This window comes from Streptomyces sp. NPDC020489 (genome assembly GCF_044386545.1).
GTDB lineage: Bacteria > Actinomycetota > Actinomycetes > Streptomycetales > Streptomycetaceae > Streptomyces.
On the sequence record NZ_JBIRUZ010000019.1, the window covers coordinates 10,811 to 31,555 of the forward strand.

Genomic DNA, 20,745 nt, shown 5'->3' on the forward strand with positions numbered 1-20,745 from the left:
GTGGACGCGTCGACGCCTCCGCGTGGAGGAACGAGACCTGGACGGCCTACAGCCAGCTGTCCGGCATCACGATGGCCGGCGCGAACTACGGTCTGCCGCACGCCAGGCCGAGCAACTCCGGGCGTACGCAGGTGGGTTCGGCGTGGTCCCGCCACGCCGCGCCAGGTCTGGCGTCCACCACGACCAATGGCACTGACACCGGATTCATCCGTGAGTCGGCGGGCACGCGGAATTCCATGACGACTGGGGGAGTCCTCCTACTGCCTCGCCGGCGCCACCAGCGACGTGCTGGGCCCGCTGGATGTCGCGGGCAAACGCGTCCGCACCTACGGCCCCGCCGGCCTGCCCCGCAACACCAGCACCGAGCCACTCCCGCAGCTGCATCTACCTCGATTCGACGGGCATGTAGAAGATGGGCGGCTTCACCCAGCCCGACCCCTCGGGCCAGGGAGACTGACCTGTGCGCTGCGGGCGGCCCCGTCAGCCAGACCGATCCCACGGGTCTCGGCGTCCTCTTCGGCGCTGTGGCAGGTGCCGCTGTCGGCGCCGTCGCGAGCGCGCTGTTTGTCGGAGTCCCCGCCCCCCCGGTGGTCGACGGTTCCTTGAGCGGGAGGGCCTGCATGGCGGGCGCCGTAACCGGTGCCGTGCCCGCAGGCGCAGGCGCTGTCACCAAGACTTTGAGGACGGCCCGCACCGGGTCGTGACTGTTGCCTCCCCAGACCCGGCGCGGCCGGGCAGGGTCCCGTAACGCCTTACTGGAAGGTCCGCATGAGCTTTCACCGTGGTCGTATGACGGTGGTCCTGGCAGGAGTCGCCGCGTTCTGCGCGGTGCTGTTCGTCTTCGTCCCCTGGGCCCAGGACAGCATGAACGGCGCCGCACGAACCGTTCTCGGCATCGTGCTCCTGGTAGCGCTCCTCATTGCCCTCTTTTTCGGATGGTCGTGGGCGAACAGGGCTCCCCGCGGTGCACCACGTACAGGTCGAGATCGACCGTGACCACACGCCCGCGTCGGCCGACGACTTAAGGCGCGTGGTCGCGGCGTTGAAGCCCCGCCCCGAGAAATCGAAAAGGGCCGCGCATGTGTGCCTGTTTTGAAGGGACGCTTTCACCAGCACGCGCCTGAGGATCCATGCGTGGCACGTGATTCTTCCGGCCCCCTCGAACCGCCTCGCGTTTCCACCAGCGCCGACCGCACTGCCGATCTCGGCCAGGGCCGGTGCGTCAGCCCGTGGCGTTTCGCCTGTATGGCATTTGCGCGGCGCGCCTTCGAATTGGCACAGCCCCAGCTCAGCCCGACCCTCCAAGGAGCCATGCCCATGCCGGTTCACCGCCTAGGTGAAGATCTCCGTAGCGGCGGTAGTACGGATCTACAAGGGCGTCGCCCGCAAATACTAGTTGGAGCAGTAGCCGTCCCGTGCTGCCGATGCGAATAGGCGTTCGGTGTCTTGAAGTTCGATTGCGTTGCATCGGCTCATCAGCTTGTCGAAGTAAATCCTTATTTGTGATTTGAGGGCATCTGTGTCATGGTGTACGCGAAAAACTCTTAAACGGAGAGTGCACTCGAACCGGTAGGCGTCATGCATTCCCTGGTCAGAGCGCACCCATTTTAAATGGATAGGCCAATGGAAAATCTGAGACGTCTGGACACTCCGAGTCGGCGATGCCTGAACGAGCACACGTGCCCAGCAGTATTCTCGCTGCCTTCAGGTGACGTTGCGTTCATCGGCAAGACGGCATCTCTCCAGCTTCGCAATTCACTGCCTGCTGGATCAGGAGTGGGCGAGGGCGAAGAGCTTGTGGTAGTTCCACGTGAAGTCCTCATTAGCGCTGGATGGAATCCGCCCAGCGCCTGAGTTCTGTGGCGTGGTCGGGTGGGCAACCCCTTCTCAGGCCGCGCCACCATCATTTAGTTGATCAGAATAGGCAAGTTCCGCAACATCGTAGAACTTTCCCATTGTGCCTCCGCGCCAGGCCGTACGGCTTCGTGCAGGTCGCGTCGCCTCCCAAAAATGTCGGACAACCTCATTGCGAAACATGTGACGCAAAGAGGCTTCTATCTCATCGTCATTGACGTAGCCGAGCTCGTAGCACATGTAGTGATGTGCAATTATGAGGTTGCAATACATGAATTGTTTCGCTTGGCGTTCCGTAATGCCGGGGCTGTATTCTGGCCAGCAATTCATCAGGTCTGGGTCATTCATGGCCATTTCAAGTAGCTTTATGTGACGGGCGCGTACCGCCGCCTCGGCGGATCGTTGCACTGTTTTGTGTTGCTCTCGATTGCTCTCGCGTTGCAAACAGAGTTCAGCAGTCTGCGCTTCTAGAACCTCTCGGTGCATGCGAGCTTCATCAATTTGATGTCGGAATGTTCGCGCGATGTATGTAAGAACCACGACAGAAGTGGCGGCAGCGGCGGCACCATATGCCTGACCTGCATTACTAGTGGCAGTGGATTGGATGGCTGGGAGACTCGTTAACAGCATCGTGAGTGCAGCCGACCCGGCACAGGCCACGAGTGTTATGACACCCAATATGCAGAATTCTCGCACGTGGTTCGACATACCTTTGAACCCCTCCCGCTCACCCGAAGCATCCCCGAGTGCCTCTCTGTTAGAGCATTCCCCGGAGGCATAAAAAAGGAACGAGTGGCGTGAAGCACCGGGTGGGCGCATGAAGGGGCGCACATTATGGCGAAGAGAAGGCAACCTCTCAACAGGTACTCCGCAGACGCACCCAACGCCACCAGTATCAGGAGTGTCGTCCAGTACTCGACAAAAAGCCACGTGAAGACAACTGTTAATTCAGATTACTGTAAGCTGCCCTCTACGTTGCACTCTCGCAGAAAACCGGCGTGCACCAGCGCGCCTGCCATGCGCGGTTGCGTGCTCATTGGCTTAACCCCTACCTTCGGTATTTCATGAAGCTTCGCCAACGGAGTTGGGTGCGGATCCTCTGAAGTGGCGGTCGGGTTCAAGCTGTGAGGCTGTAGTTCTCCTGGTCGGGGTGGCCCTGGCGCGATTTCCGTGGGGCCGAGTTTGCCACCGTGCGCCGGACGCTCTGTCACGCGGTAGCGGCATTGTTAACGAGTGGCATGACCTCGCAGGAGATATGAATCCGCTTCTTGACGCGGTGCGCGTGGACAAGTGTCGGTGGTGGGCGGCGTGGACTGCATCGCGGCCTGCACCCGCGAGTTGACGGTGGTGTGTCCGCACTGTGGTCGCGATTCTGTGCGGGTACGCAGTCGTTATGGGCGGGCGCTGACCGATGTTGCTGTCGTAGGGCGCTTGGTCCCGATCGGGCTGTCGGTGCGGCGGCTGTTCTGTGAGAGCCCTCGCTGCGGCCGGCGGACGTTTAGCGAGCAGGTCGAGAGGGTGGCGGGGCGCTATGAGTGCGGGGCGGGTGAACCCCGTGGGTAGGACATGGAGCACCACGTCACCACCTGGCGCGAAGCACGCCGTCACTGTCAGGTAGAGCAGCTTGGAAGAGTGGGTAGTGTTCGTCGAGGGCCAAGGGCAAGGAGCAGGCCGCCCTCGCGTCCGCCACCACGGCGGTGAGCTGTTGGTGGTGGGTCTCGTCGACGATCACGTGGCGGATCGTGCCGTTCGGTTCCTCCCAGACGAAGTCCACGGATTCGTCCTCGGGCAGCGCGGCCAGGACGGCACCGACATCGGGTGTGAGGTCGGGCCAGACGGTCAGGAGCGCGCGTGGGCCGAGCACGGCGCGGACGGTATTGAGGTTGTTCTCAGTGAGGCGGTGCCAGCGGGTGGCGTTGCGGAGGTAGGTCTCCTCAAGGAGGAGCGTCTGCGGTGCGGCCAGTTCTGTGCGTATTTGTTCCCAGAACTCCTCGTCCGCGGCCCGTGTCACCTCTCGTTTCTCAAGGTCTGCGGCGTAGGGCGAGACCGTGATCGGTTCCGCGAAAAGGCCGAGTTCGCGGGTTCGGGCGACGGCTGCTTCGCAGGGCTGGTCGCTGCCGACGTATACGTATTGATCCCATCCGACGTGCACGGTGGACGTGTCCTGCTGCTCCAGACGACACCAGGCGCCCTGGTCACGGAGCATGGCCCGGACCAGCTCCAGCGCGACAGGCACTGACACCTCGGCGCCGTCGTAGTAGCCGGTGAGATCGGGCGGGAACAGGCTGGCCAGTCCGTGTCCGTCAACCGGCGCCTCCAGGCCGAAGTTGACGAGCCCGGCGACCTCCGGTTCACGGATCTCCAGCTGGTCAATGCCCGATTCCCGTGCGAAGGCGGCGATCGCCTCCAAGTAGGCCGCTTCGACCGGCCCGTGGTCGCTCGCCGTGTCCTCAGCGCCGTTGTAGTACCCGCGGGTGTCAGGAGCTCGGGATGGGCTACCGCGTGTCTCTTTGATGGGTTGGGCAGTTGATCGGATATGTCTGTCCGATTAGTGATCACCGATGTGATGTGGAACCGGATCGCGCCTCTGATGCCGGCCGATCCGGTCCGCGGGCGACGATGGGCCGACCACCGCCGCACCCTTGAGGCCATCGCCTGGAAGTACCGCACCAACTCGCCCTGGCGGGATCTTCCCGAGGAACTCGGCTCGTTCCAAGCCGCCCAAGCGGCTGATTAGATGGGCCGTCGACGGCACCTGGGAGATGATTCTCGCCGCTGTCCTGGCAGTGGCGGACGCCGGCGACGACATCGACTGGAGCGTGTCGGTTGACTCCACCGTCGTACGGGCTCACCAGCACGCCGCCGGAGCCCGTAGGAGGGGGCGACCCGCTCCGACGAACTCAATGACCACGCGCTCGGACGCGCCCGCGGAGGGCTGAGTACTAAGGTTCACTTGGCCGCAGACGGCGGTGCACGGCCCCTGGCCTTCACAGTCACCGCAGGCCAGGCTGGTGACGCATCGGCCTTTGAGACGGTGATGTCTCGCATCCGCGTGCCCCGAAGCGGCGTGGGCAGGCCACGCACCCGGCCCCTGGTTGTCCTGGCCGACCGCGCGTACTCCTCCCACGCCATTGCCACGCGAACGGACAAGCTCGCGATCGCCTACCAGGCGGCGCTCTACCTCGCCGCCATCCTCATCTGGGCACGCCGATGACCACGGAACACGAATCTAGACCCGTTCCAGCGGGCGGTGGGGGAGGGGCGGGGGCTCGACCCGGATGGAATCGTCGGGGCGGACGGTCCCTCCACGGCGGACCACAGCCATGACGCCACACTTGAAGGTGAACTCGCCGGACAAGGGGTCCATGGCGAAGACCTCACCGAGCAGCCCCTTGCGAAAGTCGTTGATCTTCGAGCACGGGTTGCGCAGTCCTGTCACCTCGAGCACCGCCTGCTCCCCAAGATGGAGCAGAGCGCCGGTGGGCAGGCCCAACAGCGCCACCCCGCGCGTGGTGATGTTCTCGCCGAGCTGGCCCGCAGAAACCTTGAAACCCTTGAGCGCGAGTTCGTCGAAGAGTTCCTCGTGCATCAGGTGGACCTGGCGCAGGTTGGGCAGGTCCGGCTCGTAGGTCATGCGGAACTGGTGGCGGATCGTCTCACCTGCGTGAACGTCTCCTTCCACTCCGAGCCCCGTGAGCAACGTGATGGCATCGCGATTGGGCTTGCTGAATGAGTACACCTCGTTGCGGCTCACTGCGGCGACCTGACCAGGCATCACGCCCTCCCCCTGTTGTCGTTCTGTGGCCGGTCGATCATAGAGGCGGTGCCACCAGCCTTATAAGGGAGGCATGCAGTGAGCGGACCTCATCGGGCGGATGCGTCAGGTCCGGCACCCGACCGGCACCGTCCCGCCAGTGAACACCAAGGAGACAGCTCCTAGCCGCCGACGCGATGGGCATCGACGTGCCTCTCGCGCAGCATGGCGGTCGCTTCGGGGTTGCTGGGGGGGGTGGCGGTCAGGGGAACGACGATCAGGGGGGTCGCGCTCCCCTTGTGGGGAGCGTCTCCCGTCGGCCGTGGCAGGGGACCCGGACGGTGCCTCCGGCACCCTGATGTCCCTTGCACGCTCATCAGGTGATGTCGGCCTCGGCGCCAGAGTCGATGATGCCGTGCTCGGGGGCCGCCGGATGTCGGACGGCTGCGGGCGGAGCTGGTGCGGCCCACAGCGCAGGAGACCTGACGGATCGGCGAGGACCTGCACGTTCATGCCGCGCTTCTTGCGTCAGCCTAAGGAGAAGGGCTGGCGGGTCGATCGGCGGAAGGGTCCCGTCCAACAGGGCGCACGCCTTGGCCGATGCGGTCCGGATGGCTGCCGCGAGAGTGAGGGCGAGGGCGGCCAGAAGCGCGACGGCCTCGTTTATGTACCGGTGGGCGGTGGTGGTCCCGACGCCGAGCCCGGCGGCGAGTTGTGCGTAGGCGTGACCGTTGTGCAGCACGTGGCGGTGCCTGAGCACGGCCCCACAGGCCCGCACCTCGTGAACAAAGCCACCGGGACAAGGCGGCCCCACCCGGACTTACCCGCCCCCGGGGCCCTCCCGATGCCCCGGACGGAGGCTGGTGAACGTGGGGCCGGTCGAGGGCCGCTGGTCATAGGCTGGTTGGTGACGTAGGGCGGCACGGTGCGGGGGAGATGGATGGTTGATACGGGGGCATCTGACGGAGCGTCGGGTCGGCGGTGGTTCATCAGTCACGCGGGGGCGGATCGGGCGTGGGCGGAATGGGTCGGCTGGCAGCTCTTGGACGCTGGGCATGAGATCGAGCTGGACTACTGGGACTGGGGTACCGGCGACAACTTCGTGCTGAAGATGAACGCCGCGCTCGAACGGGGCCGGCTGCTGGCGTTGTTCTCGCCGGCGTATTTCGAGCCGGAGCGGTTCACGACCCCGGAGTGGACCGCGATGGTGGCGATGCGGGAGAAGATCACGCCCGTGCGCATTGCGGGCGTGGATCCGCCGGCGATCCTGCGCCCGCTACTCAGCCGCGACCTGTTCGACCTGAGCCCGACCGAGGCGCGCCGGGTATTGCTGGAGGCGGTCGACGGCCCGTCCCGCCCGGATACGGAGCCGCCCTTCCCCGGCACCCCCAGCGTGTTGCGGCAAGTCGGTGCAAGCGGTCCCCGTCTGCCCGGAAGCCTGCCCCGGGTGCAGAACCTGCCCGCCCGCAACGCCGCCTTCACCGGCCGCGACAGTCTCCTGGTCCACCTGCGCCAAGCACTCGCGTCCGACCAGCGCGTCGCCGTCCAGGCCCTCCACGGCCGAGGCGGGGTCGGCAAGACACAGCTGGCGATCGAGTACGCCCACCGGTTCGCCGGCGAGTACGAACTCGCCTGGTGGGTCGCGGCCGAAGACCCGGCCCTGATCCCTGGGCAGCTGTCTGCGCTTGCTGCCCGAATCGGCGCCGCGCCCGCCGGTACGGCGCCCGCTGCCGCAGTCGAGCTGCTGCTGGGCGAGCTGGGGGAGCGCTCTCGCTGGCTGCTGGTGTTCGACAACGCCGAAGACCCCAGCGCCCTGGCGCCGTTCCTGCCCGGCGGCTCCGGGCACGTCCTGGTCACCTCCCGCAACCCACACTGGCGTACCTACGCCGTGCCTCTGGACGTCGACACCTTGGCCCGCACCGAAGCCATCGCCCTGCTCCGCGCCCAAGGCGCCGACCTTCCTGACGCGGAAGCCGACCACCTCGCCCACACCCTGGACGACCTCCCCCTGGCGCTCGCGCAGGCCGCTGCCCTGCTCACCCGGGGCTTGTCAGCCGCCGATCTGTCAGCCGAACTCGCCCGCAGCATGCACGAGGTGCTGGCGGAGGGCTGCCCGGATGACTACCCGGTGTCCCTGGCCGCACAGGTGCGCCTGACCAGCTCCCGCCTGGCAGCCGAGCATCCGGGCGCTGCCGCCGCGTTGGCCGCCCTCGCGCTGCTGGCTCCCGAACCCTTCCCCCTGGCCTCCTGCGCCGGCCGGCTGCCCCAGGCCTCCACCGTAATGAGCGAGACGATGACTTCCAGGCTGCGTGCCGGGAGCGTGGTGGACGCGACTGCCCGGCACAACCTGGCACGTGCCCAGAACGGCACCGTCCAACTGCACCGCCTGACCCAGGCCGTCCTGGCCGACCAGCTCACCCCCTCTCAGCGCGAGCAAGCGCGACGGGATGCGGAAGCTCTCTTGGCAGCAGCAGCCCCCGAAGACGTGTCGGACCCAGTGGGGTGGCCGCTGTGGCAGGTGCTGCTGCCGCACGTGCTGGCCGTAGACCCGGCCTCCCTCACCACCACAGGGGGACGGCGGGCGGTGCGTGACGCGTGCTGGTACCTGATGGACCGCGGTCAGCCCCGTCCCGCCCGGGACCGCTTGCAGCTCTTGTACGACACCTGGTTGCGGCAGTTGGGCCCGGACCACGTCGCCACCCTGGCGGCCGCCAACGCCCTGGCCCGCGCCTACCACGACACCCAGGACACAGAACGCGCCTACGCCCTGGACGAAGACACCCTGCAACGCCACCGACGCCTCCTGGGAGACGACCACCCCGACACCCTGGCCAGCGCTGACAACCTCGCCATCCGACTCTGGTCGCTGGGGCGGCACGAGGAAGGTCTGGCCTTGCGTGAGGAATCGCTGGCGGGACGGCGTCGCGTGTTGGGTGTGGATCATCCCGGCACCCTGCGCACGGCGTCCAACCTGACTATCGATCTGGCGGCTGTGGGTCGGGTGGAGGAGGCGGTGGTGCTGGGGGAGGAGGCGCTGGCGGGCCTGCGGCGAGTGGTGGGTGTGGAGCACCCTGACACTCTGCTCACGGCGTCCAATCTGGCCCACAATCTGGCGGCTGTGGGGCGGGCGGAAGAGGCGGTGGTGTTGGGGGAGGAGACGCTGGCGGGCCTGCGGCGGGTGCTGGGTGTGGATCATCCCGACACTCTGCTCACGGCGTACAACCTGGCCATCGATCTGCGGGATGTGGGTCGGGTGGAGGAGGCGGTGGCGCTGGGGGAGGAGACGTTGGAGCGCCGACGGCGGGTGCTGGGTGAGGACCATGCCCACACATTGCATGCGGCGTCCAGCCTGGCCGTCTGGTTGGCGGCTGTGGGGCGGGTGGAGGAGGCGGTGGTACTGGGGGAGGAGACGCTGGAGCGCCGACGGCGGATGCTGGGTGTGGATCATCCCGGCACCCTGCGTACGGCGTACAACCTCGCCATCGACCTGCGGGATGCGGGTCGGGTGGACGAGGCGGTGGCGTTGGGGGAAGAGACGCTGGCGGGCCTCCGGCGGGTAGTGGGTGCGGATCATTCCGACACTCGCCGCGCTGCCGTCTTGCTGGAGGCGTTGCGTGAGCGGCAGGGGAGGCTCGGGCCAGGGGAGTGACCTCACGGGGTCCTGCCCAGGTGTCTACCAGCCCGTGCCGAGGACATCGAGGTCCGCTCGTCGGTTTGCGGGCAGATTGGCCGCGCGGCGCCGTGTGTTGTCGAAGAAGCGCCCGAGCTCGATTTCCTCGCCCTCGACGGATCCGTCCGGCGATTCAACTACTGCGGCAGGGGTCAGTCGGCGCTTCCGAACGAGGCACCGATGTTGTTCCACATGAAGGCGCCCTTCCAATCCGGGCGCCCCTTGACCCAGCCGGTCAGTGCGACGATCACCTTTTCCTGGGCGATGGTCCGGGTCTGGTAGTGCTCTGCCGCCGTCCCGTCACGGAACTCCAGCTGATAGGTGTTGTCATCCCGCAGCCACACCTGCACATACCAATCGCCGGACACCTCATCGTCGACTCGCTCGACGATCACGAAGGCGTTACCCCGGCCGAGGTTCGCCACCAGCCGGCCCAAGGCCGCGGGCCCCGGATTCCTCACCTGTCGACCGTGCTCGTCCCTTGCTTGAAGCATGGCCCGATCATTCCCCACCGCTCTGACACGAGTCGAAGAGCAGCAGCCCCCGTCACGTCGGCTCTCGCTCCCGACGTCCCTGGACCGGATCACACCGACAAGGGCTCCAGGTCCCGGTAGATGCGGCGCTCGCGGCCGGCCAGCAGCGTGATGGCGTTGTCCTCTCCGAGCAGCAGGCGCAGTTCCGCCAGCGCCTCCTCCCGTAGGGCACGGGCCTCGGTGTCACGGCCCAGGGCCCGCAGGGTGAACCCCAGGTTGGTGGCCACGGCGAGCGTCTCGGGGTGACGGTCCCCGAGGGCCGCGCGCAGTACCGGCAGCGCCGCCTCGTCCCGTTCCCGGGCCTCCTCGAAACGGCCCTGGTCGTACAGGACGTTGGCGTAGTTCACGCTGCAGAACACGGTGTGCGGATGGTGTGCGCCCAGCATCTCCGCCATGCGGGGCAGCACCTTCAGGAAGACCGCCTCCGCCTCGTCCAGGTCCCCGCAGCCCCAGTGGAAGATCCCCAGGTTGTTCAGGGCCGCCTGGGTGTACGGGTGGGCCTCGCCCGGCACCTTCATGTACTCGGCGAGCACCTTGCTGGCCACCTCACGGGCCCGGTCCCGTTCGTCCGCCGCGAACAGATCCGCCGCCAGGTTCAGTTCGCAGGCCAGCGAGTCGGGGGTCGGAGCCGCGTACTGCTCCGTGTACCGCTTGCATGTCGCCTCGGTGAGCCGACGGGCGTCCTCCAGTTGGCCGTTGCGGCGCAGCGACACTGCAAGGGACTTGGCGCAGCGCAGGGTGCCGGGGAAGTCCCGGGTCAGGATTCGTTTGTGGGCCGCGTACGCGCGCGACAGGATCGACACCGACTCCGCGTACCGTCCGACCTCTCGCAGGTCGCGGCCGAGGCGTTCGGCCGACGCCAGCGTGTACGGGTGGTCGGGTCCAAGGACGGCCGTGCGCTGGTCGAGCGTGTCCTGGTCGATGTCGCGTGCCTCGCTGTACTTGCCCACCATCTGCAGGGCGAGGGCGAGGTTGTTGGCCGCGCTGAGGGTGCGCGGGTGCGACTCGTGGAAGATCTGGCTGAAGCCGGCGTGCGCCTCCTTGGCCAGCTCGACCGCCTTCGTGTACTCGCCGAGGGCCGCCAGGTCGCTGGAGAGCGCGGACATGGTGGCGTACGTGTGCGGGTGCTGCTCGCCCAACTCTCTGCGCTGCCGCTCCAGCAGGTCCTCGCCGATCTCCCGGGCCTCCACGTAACGACCCTGCGAGCGCAGGATGTTGGCGAGGTGGAACCGCAGGTAGAGGTAGTAGACGTCATCTACCCCCAGCAGCGGCTTCCAGTGCTGGAGCAGGTCCTCCGCGAGGCAGCGCGCGGCCACGAAGTCACCGCGTTTCCACTGGTAGTGGACCCGGTCGATGAGTAGTCGGCGGGCTTCGGCCTCACGGCAGTTGCGGACGTCGGAGGCGGACAGGTGCGGCCAGATGACGGCGAAGCGGGGCCAGGTGGTCGGGTCGTCGATGGGTTCGTCGCTGTCGGGCCGGGCACCCGCCAGGACGGTGTGCACGACGTGCCGGGCCTCCCGCTGCTTCTCCCCGGGCATCTGGGAACGGATCACCGCCTGCACCAGTCGGTGCACTTGTAGGCTGTTGGTCGTCTGGTCGACCTTGGCGAGCGCGAACCGGCCGATCTCCCGGATGACCCGGCCGAGCAGCAGACTCTCCTGGAGCGAGGGATCGTACGGCTTGAGCGCCGTGATCATCTCCTTGCTGTAGAGCAACTGCTGGGAGATCGGCTCGGGGGCGAGGAAGGCGCAGAGCTGGAGCAGCCGTACCGCCGCAGGTGATCGCTTCTCCAGCTGTTCGATCGAGACGTTCCAGGTCGCGGCGACCGTTCGCGGGTAGTCCGGCGGCTGGTTGAGGTCCAGGACCTCGGTGGTCTGCCGGGCCAACTGCCGCAGGTAGTCCTCGATCGGGGTGGCCGTCTCGGCCAGCCAGGCGGCCGCCTGTTCGACCGCCAGCGGCAGATCGCCCACAGCCTCCGCCACCCGGTCGGCGTCCTCGGCCGTCAGTCCGCCCCCGGTGCGCCGGGTCAGGTGCTCGATGCTCTCGGTGCGCTCGAAGACGTCGATGTGCTGGGAAGCCCCGTGCTGGGACCAGGCCTGGTTGCGGGAGGTGACGAGGATGTGCCCGCCGTCTCCGGTGGGGAAGTAGCGGGCCAGCTCCGCGGGGTCGCCCGCGTTGTCGAAGACCAGGATCCAGCGCTTGGTCGGCAGGCCGCGGGACAGCCGCTGCACGGCTTCCTGGCCGGCCTTCGTCATGTCCTCCTCGGTGCCCGTCGCGCCTATGAGCGGGGCGAGTTCGGCGAGCGAGGCGACCACGTCGTCGATGTGCTCGGCGGACATCCACCAGACCAGGTCGTAGTCGGCCATGAACCGGTGCACATACTCGATGGCGAGCTGGGTCTTGCCCACGCCGCTCAGTCCGAACAGCGCCTGCGGCTGGGGCGGGCCGGACAGCGCGCCCAGCTGGGTGCGGATCCGGTCCATGACCGAGCCCCGGCCGGTGAAAGTCGTGTTGCGCTGGGGCGCGTTCCAGATCCCCGGGGTGATGCCGGGGAAGCGGGGGGCCGAGGGACTGTTCTCCGCCTGCTGCAAGGGGAGTTCCAGGGTGCGTTGGAGCGCGGCCACGCACTCCGTCTCGTCGAGTCGGTGCAGGTCGGTGCACGGCTCCGGGAGCGGGACCTCCTCGACGCGCAGCGGCACCACCGAGCCGCGTGCCCCGTCCGTGGGCCGTTGGCCCAGGGCGCGCCAGACGGAGTCGGCGTACCGGGACTCCTGGAAGGTCTTCGACAGCAGTGCCACGGTGTGGGTCGTGGTCTCCGCCGGCTCGATCGGACCGGCCGAGATCTCGTGCAGCGTGACCTCGCAGCCCGCCCGCTTCAGCAGGTACTCGACCCAGTCGGCCCACATCCGCTTCTCCGCCGCGTACGCGACCACGACGTCGGCTACGCTGGTCGGCGGCCGGCGCCTGAGGTACGCGTCCCGGCAGCGCAGCCGGACCGGCTCGGGGATCTGCGGCAGCGAGGTGACCTTGCGGTCGGAGATGACGGCGGTGAGCCGCTCGAAGGCGGACAGCAGTGAGTTGGCGATACCGCTCTCGTCGCTGACGGTCGCGAGCGTCTCCTCGTAGGCGTAGTACGGGCGGTAGGGGATCTCGGCGTTGGCCCAGTAGGCGCTGAGCTCCTCCTGGCTCAGCGGCCGTCCGTCCGCGCCCTTCGGCAGCCCCTCGAAGCGCATCCGGGCCAGCGCGCGACCGGCGTCGGCCTTCTCCTTCTCACCCTCGTCGACGCGCATCGGCACCGGCAGGACCCGTATGCGGCGCGGCCGGTGGCCCTCCTCGACACTGCGGGCGACGACCGCCGCGCCCTCCAGCGTCTGGTCGCTCAGGGTGAAGCAGGCCACGAGGACGTCGGGCATCTCCATGGTGCAGATGTCGGCGTAGTCCGACAGGCCGGTGCGGCTGTCGATCAGGACGTAGTCGTACGTCGCCTTCATGCTGGCCCGCAGGGCCTGGAGGAACGTGCCGCCGCCGAGGCGCTCGTAGAAGTTGTCCCACTCGAACGAGGTGACCGCCGCCGAGTAGGCCCGGTCCTGGAGGCCCGCGGAGAGGAAGTTCAGGGAGCCGCCCTCGGGGAAGTGCAGGCCGAAGCGCTCGGGGCGGATGGGCACGGCGTGGTGCTCGACCTGGGCGTAGGAGAGGTACCAGTCGTCGGGGCGCTGGGTTCCGGTGGCCGCGGCCCAGGCGTAGTCCTGGATGATGTTGATGACGCCCGGCGTCGCGGACAGCGCCTCGGGGTCCAGGAACGGGTGGAAGAAGCGGTGCAGGCCCGGTGCCTCCAGGTCCCAGTCGACGGCCAGGACCCGTTTGCCGTTGGCGGCCAGGATCCAGGCGGTGTTGGCCAGCGCCATGGTGCGGCCCGTACCGCCTTTGTACGAATAGAAAGTGATGACACGTCCGTCGCGCGGGCCCGTCATGTATCTCCTCCGTGGTTGGGTCCGCCTTCCGGGTACGGCGGCTGGATGGGTCCCAGCCGCCGGGGCCCGGGAACTTCCAGCGAACGCAGGCGCCTCTGCCATGCCCCGGACGGTATGGGGGTTCGGTAACGGTCTACCCAGGACGGAGTGTTCCGCCCTGGACTGAACGGCGTGATGCGCGGACTCCCCGTCAGGACGCAACCGGCCAGGGACGTTTGCGGCCATCGGATCTCTCTTCCGGCACCCCTGACCTGCGGCGAAAGTAGTTCCTGACACCGGGCGCCACACCCGCGAACACCCCTCACAGCTGTACCTGCAGGGCAGCTGTCCGGGCCAGGGACGTGTGTTCGCCCACTCGACTTTCGTGCCGCAGGAGAGATCATGAAGCTGAGCAACGTCATTCGCCGTACGTCCGCCACACTGGCTGTCGGGGCGATGTCCCTGGGGCTGGTCACCGTCGCCGGCGGGGCCGCGCAGGCCGTTGCCTCGTGCTCCGGGAACGTGTCGATCTACGGCACGCTGTCGGACGGCCGGTTGACGTACTCGCAGATCGAGCCGAACACCGGCGACCGCGTGAAGACGCTCGTCGGCCCGAACCTCGGTTTCACACCGAAGGCGATGGCGACGCTCAACTTCAATACGGTGCTGGTCACTTCGACGGCCGGTGACCTCTACCGCGTCGACATCCAGACCAACAACACCGCCCTCGCGCTCGCCGGAGTCACCAAGATCTGGGACGGCGGCTGGACCTTCGACAAGCTGGTCTACGACGGCGCCGGCCACCTCTACGGCACGGTCGACGGGCAGCTTCACCAGTACCTGGTGTCGCAGGACAAGCCTTCCGGGTCGGCCCACATAGGCCAGCATGTCGTGATCGACACGGGCTTCGTCCTCAGGACGCTGGCCGCCGCGGGCGACGACCGCATCATCGCCTCCACCTCGGACGGGCGCCTGCTCAGCTACAAGATCAACGGTGTGAACGACTGGGACCGTGCGGTGCTGAAGTCGAGCGGTTGGTCGGCGGTCGACTCGCTGACCTCCCCCGGCGGGGGCCTCTACTACGGCCGCACCAACGGCGGCATGTACTGGTACCACGACTCCGACCCCACCGACGCGGACGGCTCCGACATCGCGTACCACCCCAGCGACCCGGTGGACGCCTCCGGCTGGACGCAGAGCCTGCTGTCGGCCTACGCGGACAACTGCGCCTACGTGCCCCCGGCCCCGCCGCACTCCGTGCAGGGCGGCACGATCTACCGCGGAGAGGTCATGACCCGGGCCAAGGACTGGTACAACCGCAACATCCAGTACAGCCAGAGCGCTTACGCCACCGACATCGAGGGCGACGACACCTACCGCACCGACTGCTCCGGCTTCGTCTCCATGGCCTGGCACCTCACGTCCTCGCTGACGACGCAGACCCTCGACAACGCCGCCGCGCAGATCTCCAAGGCCGACCTCCGGCCCGGCGACGCGCTGAACTCCAGCAGCGAGGGGCACGCTGTCCTCTTCGCGGGCTGGAAGGACCAGGACGCCGGCACCTTCTACTACTACTCCGAGGGCAGCCCGGACTCGGACATGAACTACCGTTCCGCGAACGCCTACAGCGGCACCATCGACAGCCACCCGGCCTCGGCGTACGTGGCCCTGCGCTACAACAAGATCGCCTGACGCTCCCTGTCCCCACCCCCCGTCCCCAAGGGCCCTGCCGACACCGGCGGGGCCTTTTGGCGTGCGCGCACGCCCGGCACAGGGGTTGGGGACAGCCGTACCGGCAGACGGGCCACCCTCCCCGGCACGCAGGCACGCAGGCACGCAGGCACGCAGGCACGCAGGCACGCAGGCACGCAGGCACGCAGGCACGCAGGCACGCAGGCACGCGGGCACGCAGGCACGCACGCCCGCTCGTCCGCGCGACAAAGGGCGGCACCTCCTCCACCGAAGGCCCACCCCTTGTGCCGTATCCGTAGGCCCACGCGCGCCTCACACCCCGCCCCACCCCGCCGTCCCCGAGGACCCCGCCGACACCGGCGAGGCCCTTCCGGCATACCCGCATGCCCGGCCCAGGGGAGCGAGGCGGCGCCGCACCGGCACACGACGGCCACCCCCACGGCACGCCTGCACCCGTGCCTGGCGCGTGCCCGCAAGCCCCGCTCGCACGACGAAGGGCGGCACCCCCTCCTCCGAGGGGCGCCGCCCTTGTGCCGTGTCCGCAGTCCGTAACTACGGTCCTAATACCAGTTGTTCGCCTGCCAGAAGTTCCACGCGTTGCACGGGGACCCGTAGCGGCCGTCGATGTAGCTCAGACCCCATCTGATCTGGGTCAGCGGGTTCTCGTGCCAGTCGTCGCCCGCGGAGTCCATCTTGGAGGCGGGCAGCGACTGCGGGACACCGTACGCGCCGGAGGACGGATTCGTGGCGTTCCAGCGCCAGCCGCTCTCGCGGTCCCAGAGGTTCTCCAGGCAGGCCCACTGGGTGGCGTTGGCCCAGGCCGCGTCCTTCTCGTTCATCAGCTGCCGGCCGGCCGCCTTGACCTCGGTGATGTTGCCGCGGTCGACGGTGTCCACGGAGGTCGTGCAGGTGTAGGTGCCGGGCTGCGCGGACAGCAGCTTCTGCGTCCAGCCGCTGGTGTTGACCGGGTCGTCGAGGTGGTACGAGATGTCCGCGCCGGAGCCGTCGGTCGGGTTGGCGTCCTTGTACCAGTACATGGCCCCGGTGGAGAGGCGTCCGTAGTACAGCCCACTGCCCGGGGAGACGAGCTGGTTGAAGCCCGACCAGCCGGAGGACTTCAGGGAGTTGCTCTTCCAGGAACCGGCGCCCGCGACGGTGTAGTCGAGCAGGCGCCCGTCCTCGGTGGTGGCGCCGAGCCGGTCGTCGCCGGTGGCGGTGAGGGTCTTCAGGACGAACCCGGTGCCGATCTCGGTGCGTACGCCGATGTGTTGGGAGCCGGCGGGCTTGTCCTCGGTGACGTTGTAGCGCAGCAGCAGGCCGGAGGTGGTGGTGCCGTAGAGGTGGCCGTGACCGTCGTAGGTCAGCTTGTCGTGGGTCCAGCCGCTGTCGGCGATCCGCACCGGCGGGTTCAGCAGGGTGAGGCTGGTGTTGTTGGTCCTGACGTCGACGCGGTAGAGGGCGCCGCTGGTCGAGGTCATCAGGACGGTGTTGAAGTTGAGGGTCGCCATGGCCTGCGGCTCGAAGCCGAGGTCCGGTCCGACGAGGACCTTGGCGAGGTCGCCGGTGGCCGGGTTGATCTGGCTGTAGGTGAGCCTGCCGTCGCCGAGTACGCCGTAGATGTTGACGCCGCCCGAGCACGTGGTGGCCGCGTCGGCGGTGGGAGCGGTCACCGTGAGGAGGGCGGTGCTCAGGGTGACGGTGGTCAACAGGCCGGCGGCTCTGCGGGCGTGGGTGCGGATGGTCTTCATTTCTGGTTCCCCCGGGGGTGGTTGGTGTCGGGCGGTCAGTGGCGGCGCGGACGGCTTACTGCCAGCCGGCGTCGGTGGGGGCGGCCTGCCAGCCGGCGTCGGCCGGGACGGCCTGCCAGCCGGCGTCCGCGGTGACAACGGAGGAGGACTGGGCGGCGTCCGTCCCGTATGCCGAGGTGACGGCCGGGGTGGCGAGGGCCGCGGTGACCACGAGGGAGACGACCGCGACGGCCTTGGCGATACGGGTGCGAGGCATGACTGTCCGTTCTGTCCGGGACGAGGGGTGAGTTCCGGCCGCCGTCGCGTCCCGCGGTGACGCGCTTGCTGGCCGGTGATCACCAGGTTCGTCGCCGCCCGGGCCGAAGAGAAGGGTTCCTCGGTGGACGGAAAGGGCCTTGGACCGATACGTCCACACGGGCCGCTTCAGTCCACCGGCTGCGCCTCGAACGCCAGAGGTATCAACGGCACCCCTGCCCCCGTCAGTCGCGCACCCGCCAACTGCGGTACGTCGCACAGCAGTCGGCCGCAGAGGCGGACGGCCCGTTCCTCGGCCTCTCCCAGCCCGTCGGCCAGCAGGTAGAGGCCCAGGGTGAGTCGAGTGGAGGAGCGGGGATGCACGGCGACGTGCTCGACGCGGTCGCCGGGAATGAGGGACGCGCGCACCAACTCTCGGACGTCCGGGGGCAGACGGCGGCCGGGAGGGAGTTCCAGGTGCGCGTGGACGAGATACATGCGCTCCAGCGTCTCAACGGATGGGGCCGCCAAGTCTGTCTGGTGGGTGGCCGGTTGCGTCCCTGGCCCGTTCCGGCCCGACCCTGTGACGAAACGTCTCCGTTCTGCGAAGATCGGCGCTGAAGAGGGGGCGATGTGTGCAGAGACGGGGGACGTACGTGCTGACCGCACTCGGGCTCGACGCTGTCGCGGAGACGGTGTACCGCGCCATGCTCAGACATCCGGCCGCCGGTGTCGCGGACCTCGGCGACAGCGTGGGGCTGTCCGAGGAGGAGGTGCGCGACGCCCTCGACACCCTGAGCGAGCTGGCGCTGGCGCGCCCCGCCGCCGGGGACGCGGGGCGGCTGCGGGCGGTGTCGCCGGACATCGGCATGGAGATCCTGATGGCCCGGCAGCAGGCCGAGCTGGCGGCGCAGCAACAGCGCCTGGAGGCCTCGCGGGCGGCCGCGGCCCAGCTCATCTCGGAGTACGCCGAGCTGCGGCCGGCCGCCAGTCACCCCGGCGTGGAGCAGCTGGTGGGGCTCGACCAGATCCGTGACCGGCTGGCTGTGCTCACCCGTGAGGTGCGCGAGGAGTTCCTGACGTTCGCGCCGGGCGGGCCGCAGACCGCGGAGAACATGGCCGCGTCCCGGCCGCTCAACGAGGATCTGCTCGGCCGTGGGGTGCGGATGCGCACGATCTACCTGGACAGCGTGCGCGCCAACCGGCCCACTGTCGAGCACGCCAACTGGCTGGCCGGGCTGGGCGGTCAGGTCCGCACGGTGCCGTCGCTTCCCACCCGGATGATCCTCATGGACCGGCAGATCGCCATGATCTCCGTCAGCAGCGACGACACCGCCGCCGGCGCGGTGATTCTGACCGGACAGGGCACGCTCACCGCACTGTGCGCGCTCTTCGAGACCATCTGGGAATCCGCCCAGCCGCTCGGCCGGCTCGCCCCCACCGACGCGCACGGCCTCACCGGCCAGCAGTCCACCACCCTGCGCCTGCTCGCGGAGGGGCACACCGACGAGGCCATCGCCAAGCGCCTCGGAGTCTCCCATCGCACCGCCCGCCGCATAGCCTCCGAGCTCATGGACCGCCTCGGTGCCCGCAGCCGCTTCGAGGCCGGCGTACGAGCCGTCCAACAGCACTGGCTCCCGCCCCACCCGTGATCCGCGCCCGTACGGTGACAGGGCCTGTCGCCAAGGCGAGGGGACACACTCACACTCGTGGTGGTCGAAAGCCGCCCGAGCCGGTGCCGTTGGGGCATCCGGCCGGGGCGGCGTCGTACGCGGCTGGGCAGCCGCTGGGTGCGCGGTTACGGGGTCGTGTAGGGGTCCTGGCTGATCAGGTGGGCCTTCAGACCCTCGCCGATGCCAGGTTCCGGGGTGCCCGCCCAGTCCTTGATGAGCACGCCGCCCGTGCTGCAGCCCCACGGGTTCCACGTCCAGGCGAGATAACCCAGGTTGTGCGCGTCAGCCCAGTCCACCAACCGCTGCATGTAGTCGAAGCCGCAGTTGTCCTGGCCGAACTCACCGATGACGACCGGCACTTGTTGCGCGAGGGGCGCGACCTGGCTGTCCCAGCAGGCTTCGGTCACACAGGCGTTGAAGCTGTAGGAGTGCCAGGACGCGGCGAGGTTGTTCAGTGGATCGGTCGGCTTGTACGTCAGCCACTCCCGCATGTCGTTGGCCCACTCCAGGCCACCCAGCATGAGGATGTTGGTCGCGCCGGTGGCCCGGACCGCGTCGACCAGGTCCTGCATGCCGGCCGTCTCATAGGGAAGGCCCGTGCAGGTGCCGCCGTCTCGCCAGCACCGCCAGCCGACGGTCTTGTCCCAGTCGGCGGCGATCTCCGGGTACGGCTCGTTGAACAGGTCGAAGACGACGGCGTCATTGCCCTTGAAGGCGTTGGCGACACCGGTCCAGAACTGGGTGGCGTACTGCGCGTCCGGCATCGGTTTCTGGCAGGTCGCGGTGGCGTCCTTGCAGTGCCAGTCCGGGCCGTTGGTATAGGCGCCCCGCGTCCAGTGCAGGTCGAGGATCGGGGTGATGCCATTGGCCACCAGCAGGTCGACGTAGTCCTTGACGCCCTGCTGGTAAGTGGCGCCATTGGGCGAGCCGTTGACGCCGAGCCAGCATTCCTCGTTCAACGGCAGGCGTACCGCGTGGATGTTCCAGGTCTTCATCGCGTCGACGGACGCCTGATCCACCGGGCCGCTGTCCCACAGCCCCTTGCCCTGGACACAGGCGTATTCACCGCTGGAGCGGTCCACGCCCAGCAGCCGGTACGGCTTGCCACTCGCGGTGACGATCTTGTTACCGGAAACCTTCAGTTCCGGGGCCGGATCCTGGGGATCAGGAGTCGGGCTGGGGGAGGGGGACGTCACCGAGCCGGTACAGGTCACACCGTTGAGCGCAATCGATGCGGGTTGCGGATTGGCGCCCTTCCACGCACCGGTGAACCCGATCGAAGCCGACTTGCCCGTGTCCAGCGCTCCGTTCCAGTCGAGGCTGGTGGCGGACACGTGGGTTCCGGACTGCTTCCACGTGGCACTCCAGCCATTGCTGACCTTCTGGTCGGAGTTCGGGAAGTCGAACGTCGCGGTCCACCCACTCACGGGGGAGCCGAGATTGGTGATGGTCAGGTTCGCGGTGAACCCGCCCGGCCATTCGCTCTGTACCTTGTACGCGACCGAGCAGCCGGTGGCGGCTGCCGACGCGGGCAGGGTGGCGATCGCAAGGCCACCCAGGACCAGCGCACCGGCGGCACCGGCGGCCGTTAAGGCGTGACGACGTTTCACTTGATCTCCTCGTTGCCGTAAGGGATC

General features: G+C 68.1%; 13 protein-coding genes and 2 pseudogenes. 5 read left to right on the forward strand and 10 right to left on the reverse strand.

The window, feature by feature from the left end:
* Positions 1-1,887: 1,887 nt before the first annotated feature.
* On the reverse strand, positions 1,888-2,673 hold the full coding sequence (locus ACH41F_RS36735; protein ID WP_391231334.1) for a DUF6082 family protein: 786 nt from the start codon (positions 2,671-2,673) through the stop codon (positions 1,888-1,890).
* Between the two features lie 528 nt (positions 2,674-3,201).
* Here ACH41F_RS36735 and ACH41F_RS36740 point away from each other — a divergent pair.
* Entirely contained in the window at positions 3,202-3,417 is a 216-nt protein-coding gene (locus tag ACH41F_RS36740) for a transposase family protein (protein WP_398839523.1), read from the forward strand.
* A gap of 16 nt (positions 3,418-3,433) precedes the next feature.
* Here ACH41F_RS36740 and ACH41F_RS36745 read toward each other — a convergent pair whose 3' ends face one another.
* On the reverse strand, positions 3,434-4,264 hold the full coding sequence (locus tag ACH41F_RS36745; protein ID WP_398839454.1) for an RNA-binding protein: 831 nt from the start codon (positions 4,262-4,264) through the stop codon (positions 3,434-3,436).
* A 126-nt stretch (positions 4,265-4,390) separates the two neighbouring features.
* On the opposite strand from ACH41F_RS36745, the pseudogene ACH41F_RS36750 reads away from it, so the two are divergent.
* Positions 4,391-5,068: pseudogene (locus ACH41F_RS36750) on the forward strand (IS5 family transposase).
* A 15-nt stretch (positions 5,069-5,083) separates the two neighbouring features.
* On the opposite strand, the gene ACH41F_RS36755 reads toward ACH41F_RS36750, so the two are convergent.
* Positions 5,084-5,629 carry an MOSC domain-containing protein gene (locus tag ACH41F_RS36755; RefSeq protein ID WP_391231338.1) on the reverse strand — a complete coding sequence of 182 codons (546 nt, stop codon included), beginning with the start codon at positions 5,627-5,629 and terminating at the stop codon, positions 5,084-5,086.
* Between the two features lie 283 nt (positions 5,630-5,912).
* Positions 5,913-6,347: pseudogene (locus ACH41F_RS36760) on the reverse strand (IS5/IS1182 family transposase); the annotation flags it as partial.
* Between the two features lie 201 nt (positions 6,348-6,548).
* Between ACH41F_RS36760 and fxsT (ACH41F_RS36765) the strand changes: the two are divergent.
* Positions 6,549-9,257 (forward strand): FxSxx-COOH system tetratricopeptide repeat protein, encoded by a 2,709-nt coding sequence (fxsT, locus tag ACH41F_RS36765; protein WP_391231339.1) that lies wholly within the window; start codon positions 6,549-6,551, stop codon positions 9,255-9,257.
* Positions 9,258-9,430: 173 nt separating this feature from the next.
* Here the strand turns inward: fxsT (ACH41F_RS36765) and ACH41F_RS36770 are convergent, their stop codons facing one another.
* Positions 9,431-9,772 carry a hypothetical protein gene (locus ACH41F_RS36770; RefSeq protein WP_391231340.1) on the reverse strand — a complete coding sequence of 114 codons (342 nt, stop codon included), beginning with the start codon at positions 9,770-9,772 and terminating at the stop codon, positions 9,431-9,433.
* Between the two features lie 89 nt (positions 9,773-9,861).
* A complete protein-coding gene (gene fxsT / locus ACH41F_RS36775) occupies positions 9,862-13,782 on the reverse strand; it encodes an FxSxx-COOH system tetratricopeptide repeat protein (RefSeq protein WP_398839455.1) in 3,921 nt (1,306 codons plus the stop codon).
* A 381-nt stretch (positions 13,783-14,163) separates the two neighbouring features.
* Here fxsT (ACH41F_RS36775) and ACH41F_RS36780 point away from each other — a divergent pair, with 381 nt between their 5' ends.
* A complete protein-coding gene (locus ACH41F_RS36780) occupies positions 14,164-15,453 on the forward strand; it encodes a hypothetical protein (RefSeq protein ID WP_391231343.1) in 1,290 nt (429 codons plus the stop codon).
* A 560-nt stretch (positions 15,454-16,013) separates the two neighbouring features.
* Here the strand turns inward: ACH41F_RS36780 and ACH41F_RS36785 are convergent.
* From ACH41F_RS36785 to ACH41F_RS36795, 3 genes are all read right to left on the reverse strand, one after another.
* Entirely contained in the window at positions 16,014-17,201 is a 1,188-nt protein-coding gene (locus ACH41F_RS36785) for a tachylectin-related carbohydrate-binding protein (protein WP_391231344.1), read from the reverse strand.
* Positions 17,202-17,256: 55 nt separating this feature from the next.
* Positions 17,257-17,457 (reverse strand): hypothetical protein, encoded by a 201-nt coding sequence (locus ACH41F_RS36790; protein ID WP_391231345.1) that lies wholly within the window; start codon positions 17,455-17,457, stop codon positions 17,257-17,259.
* Between the two features lie 167 nt (positions 17,458-17,624).
* Complete coding sequence (locus ACH41F_RS36795; RefSeq protein WP_391231346.1) at positions 17,625-17,933, reverse strand: hypothetical protein; 309 nt, start codon at positions 17,931-17,933, stop codon at positions 17,625-17,627.
* A gap of 158 nt (positions 17,934-18,091) precedes the next feature.
* Between ACH41F_RS36795 and ACH41F_RS36800 the strand changes: the two genes are divergently transcribed.
* The gene (locus ACH41F_RS36800) at positions 18,092-19,087 is read left to right on the forward strand and encodes a LuxR C-terminal-related transcriptional regulator (protein ID WP_391231347.1); all 996 of its coding nucleotides are present in this window, start codon (positions 18,092-18,094) and stop codon (positions 19,085-19,087) included.
* 146 nt (positions 19,088-19,233) lie between these two features.
* Here ACH41F_RS36800 and ACH41F_RS36805 read toward each other — a convergent pair whose 3' ends face one another.
* A complete protein-coding gene (locus ACH41F_RS36805) occupies positions 19,234-20,718 on the reverse strand; it encodes a cellulase family glycosylhydrolase (RefSeq protein WP_391231349.1) in 1,485 nt (494 codons plus the stop codon).
* Positions 20,719-20,745 lie beyond the last annotated feature (27 nt).

Coding starts and splice junctions, on each gene's coding strand:
- ACH41F_RS36795 (WP_391231346.1), bottom strand. CDS start 17,933: ATGTATCTCGTCCACGCGCACCTGGAACTCCCTCCCGGCCGCCGTCTG.
- ACH41F_RS36785 (WP_391231344.1), bottom strand. CDS start 17,201: ATGAAGACCATCCGCACCCACGCCCGCAGAGCCGCCGGCCTGTTGACC.
- fxsT (WP_398839455.1), bottom strand. CDS start 13,782: ATGACGGGCCCGCGCGACGGACGTGTCATCACTTTCTATTCGTACAAA.
- ACH41F_RS36780 (WP_391231343.1), top strand. CDS start 14,164: ATGAAGCTGAGCAACGTCATTCGCCGTACGTCCGCCACACTGGCTGTC.
- ACH41F_RS36770 (WP_391231340.1), bottom strand. CDS start 9,772: ATGCTTCAAGCAAGGGACGAGCACGGTCGACAGGTGAGGAATCCGGGG.
- ACH41F_RS36790 (WP_391231345.1), bottom strand. CDS start 17,457: ATGCCTCGCACCCGTATCGCCAAGGCCGTCGCGGTCGTCTCCCTCGTG.
- fxsT (WP_391231339.1), top strand. CDS start 6,549: ATGGTTGATACGGGGGCATCTGACGGAGCGTCGGGTCGGCGGTGGTTC.
- ACH41F_RS36755 (WP_391231338.1), bottom strand. CDS start 5,629: ATGCCTGGTCAGGTCGCCGCAGTGAGCCGCAACGAGGTGTACTCATTC.
- ACH41F_RS36735 (WP_391231334.1), bottom strand. CDS start 2,673: ATGCGCCCACCCGGTGCTTCACGCCACTCGTTCCTTTTTTATGCCTCC.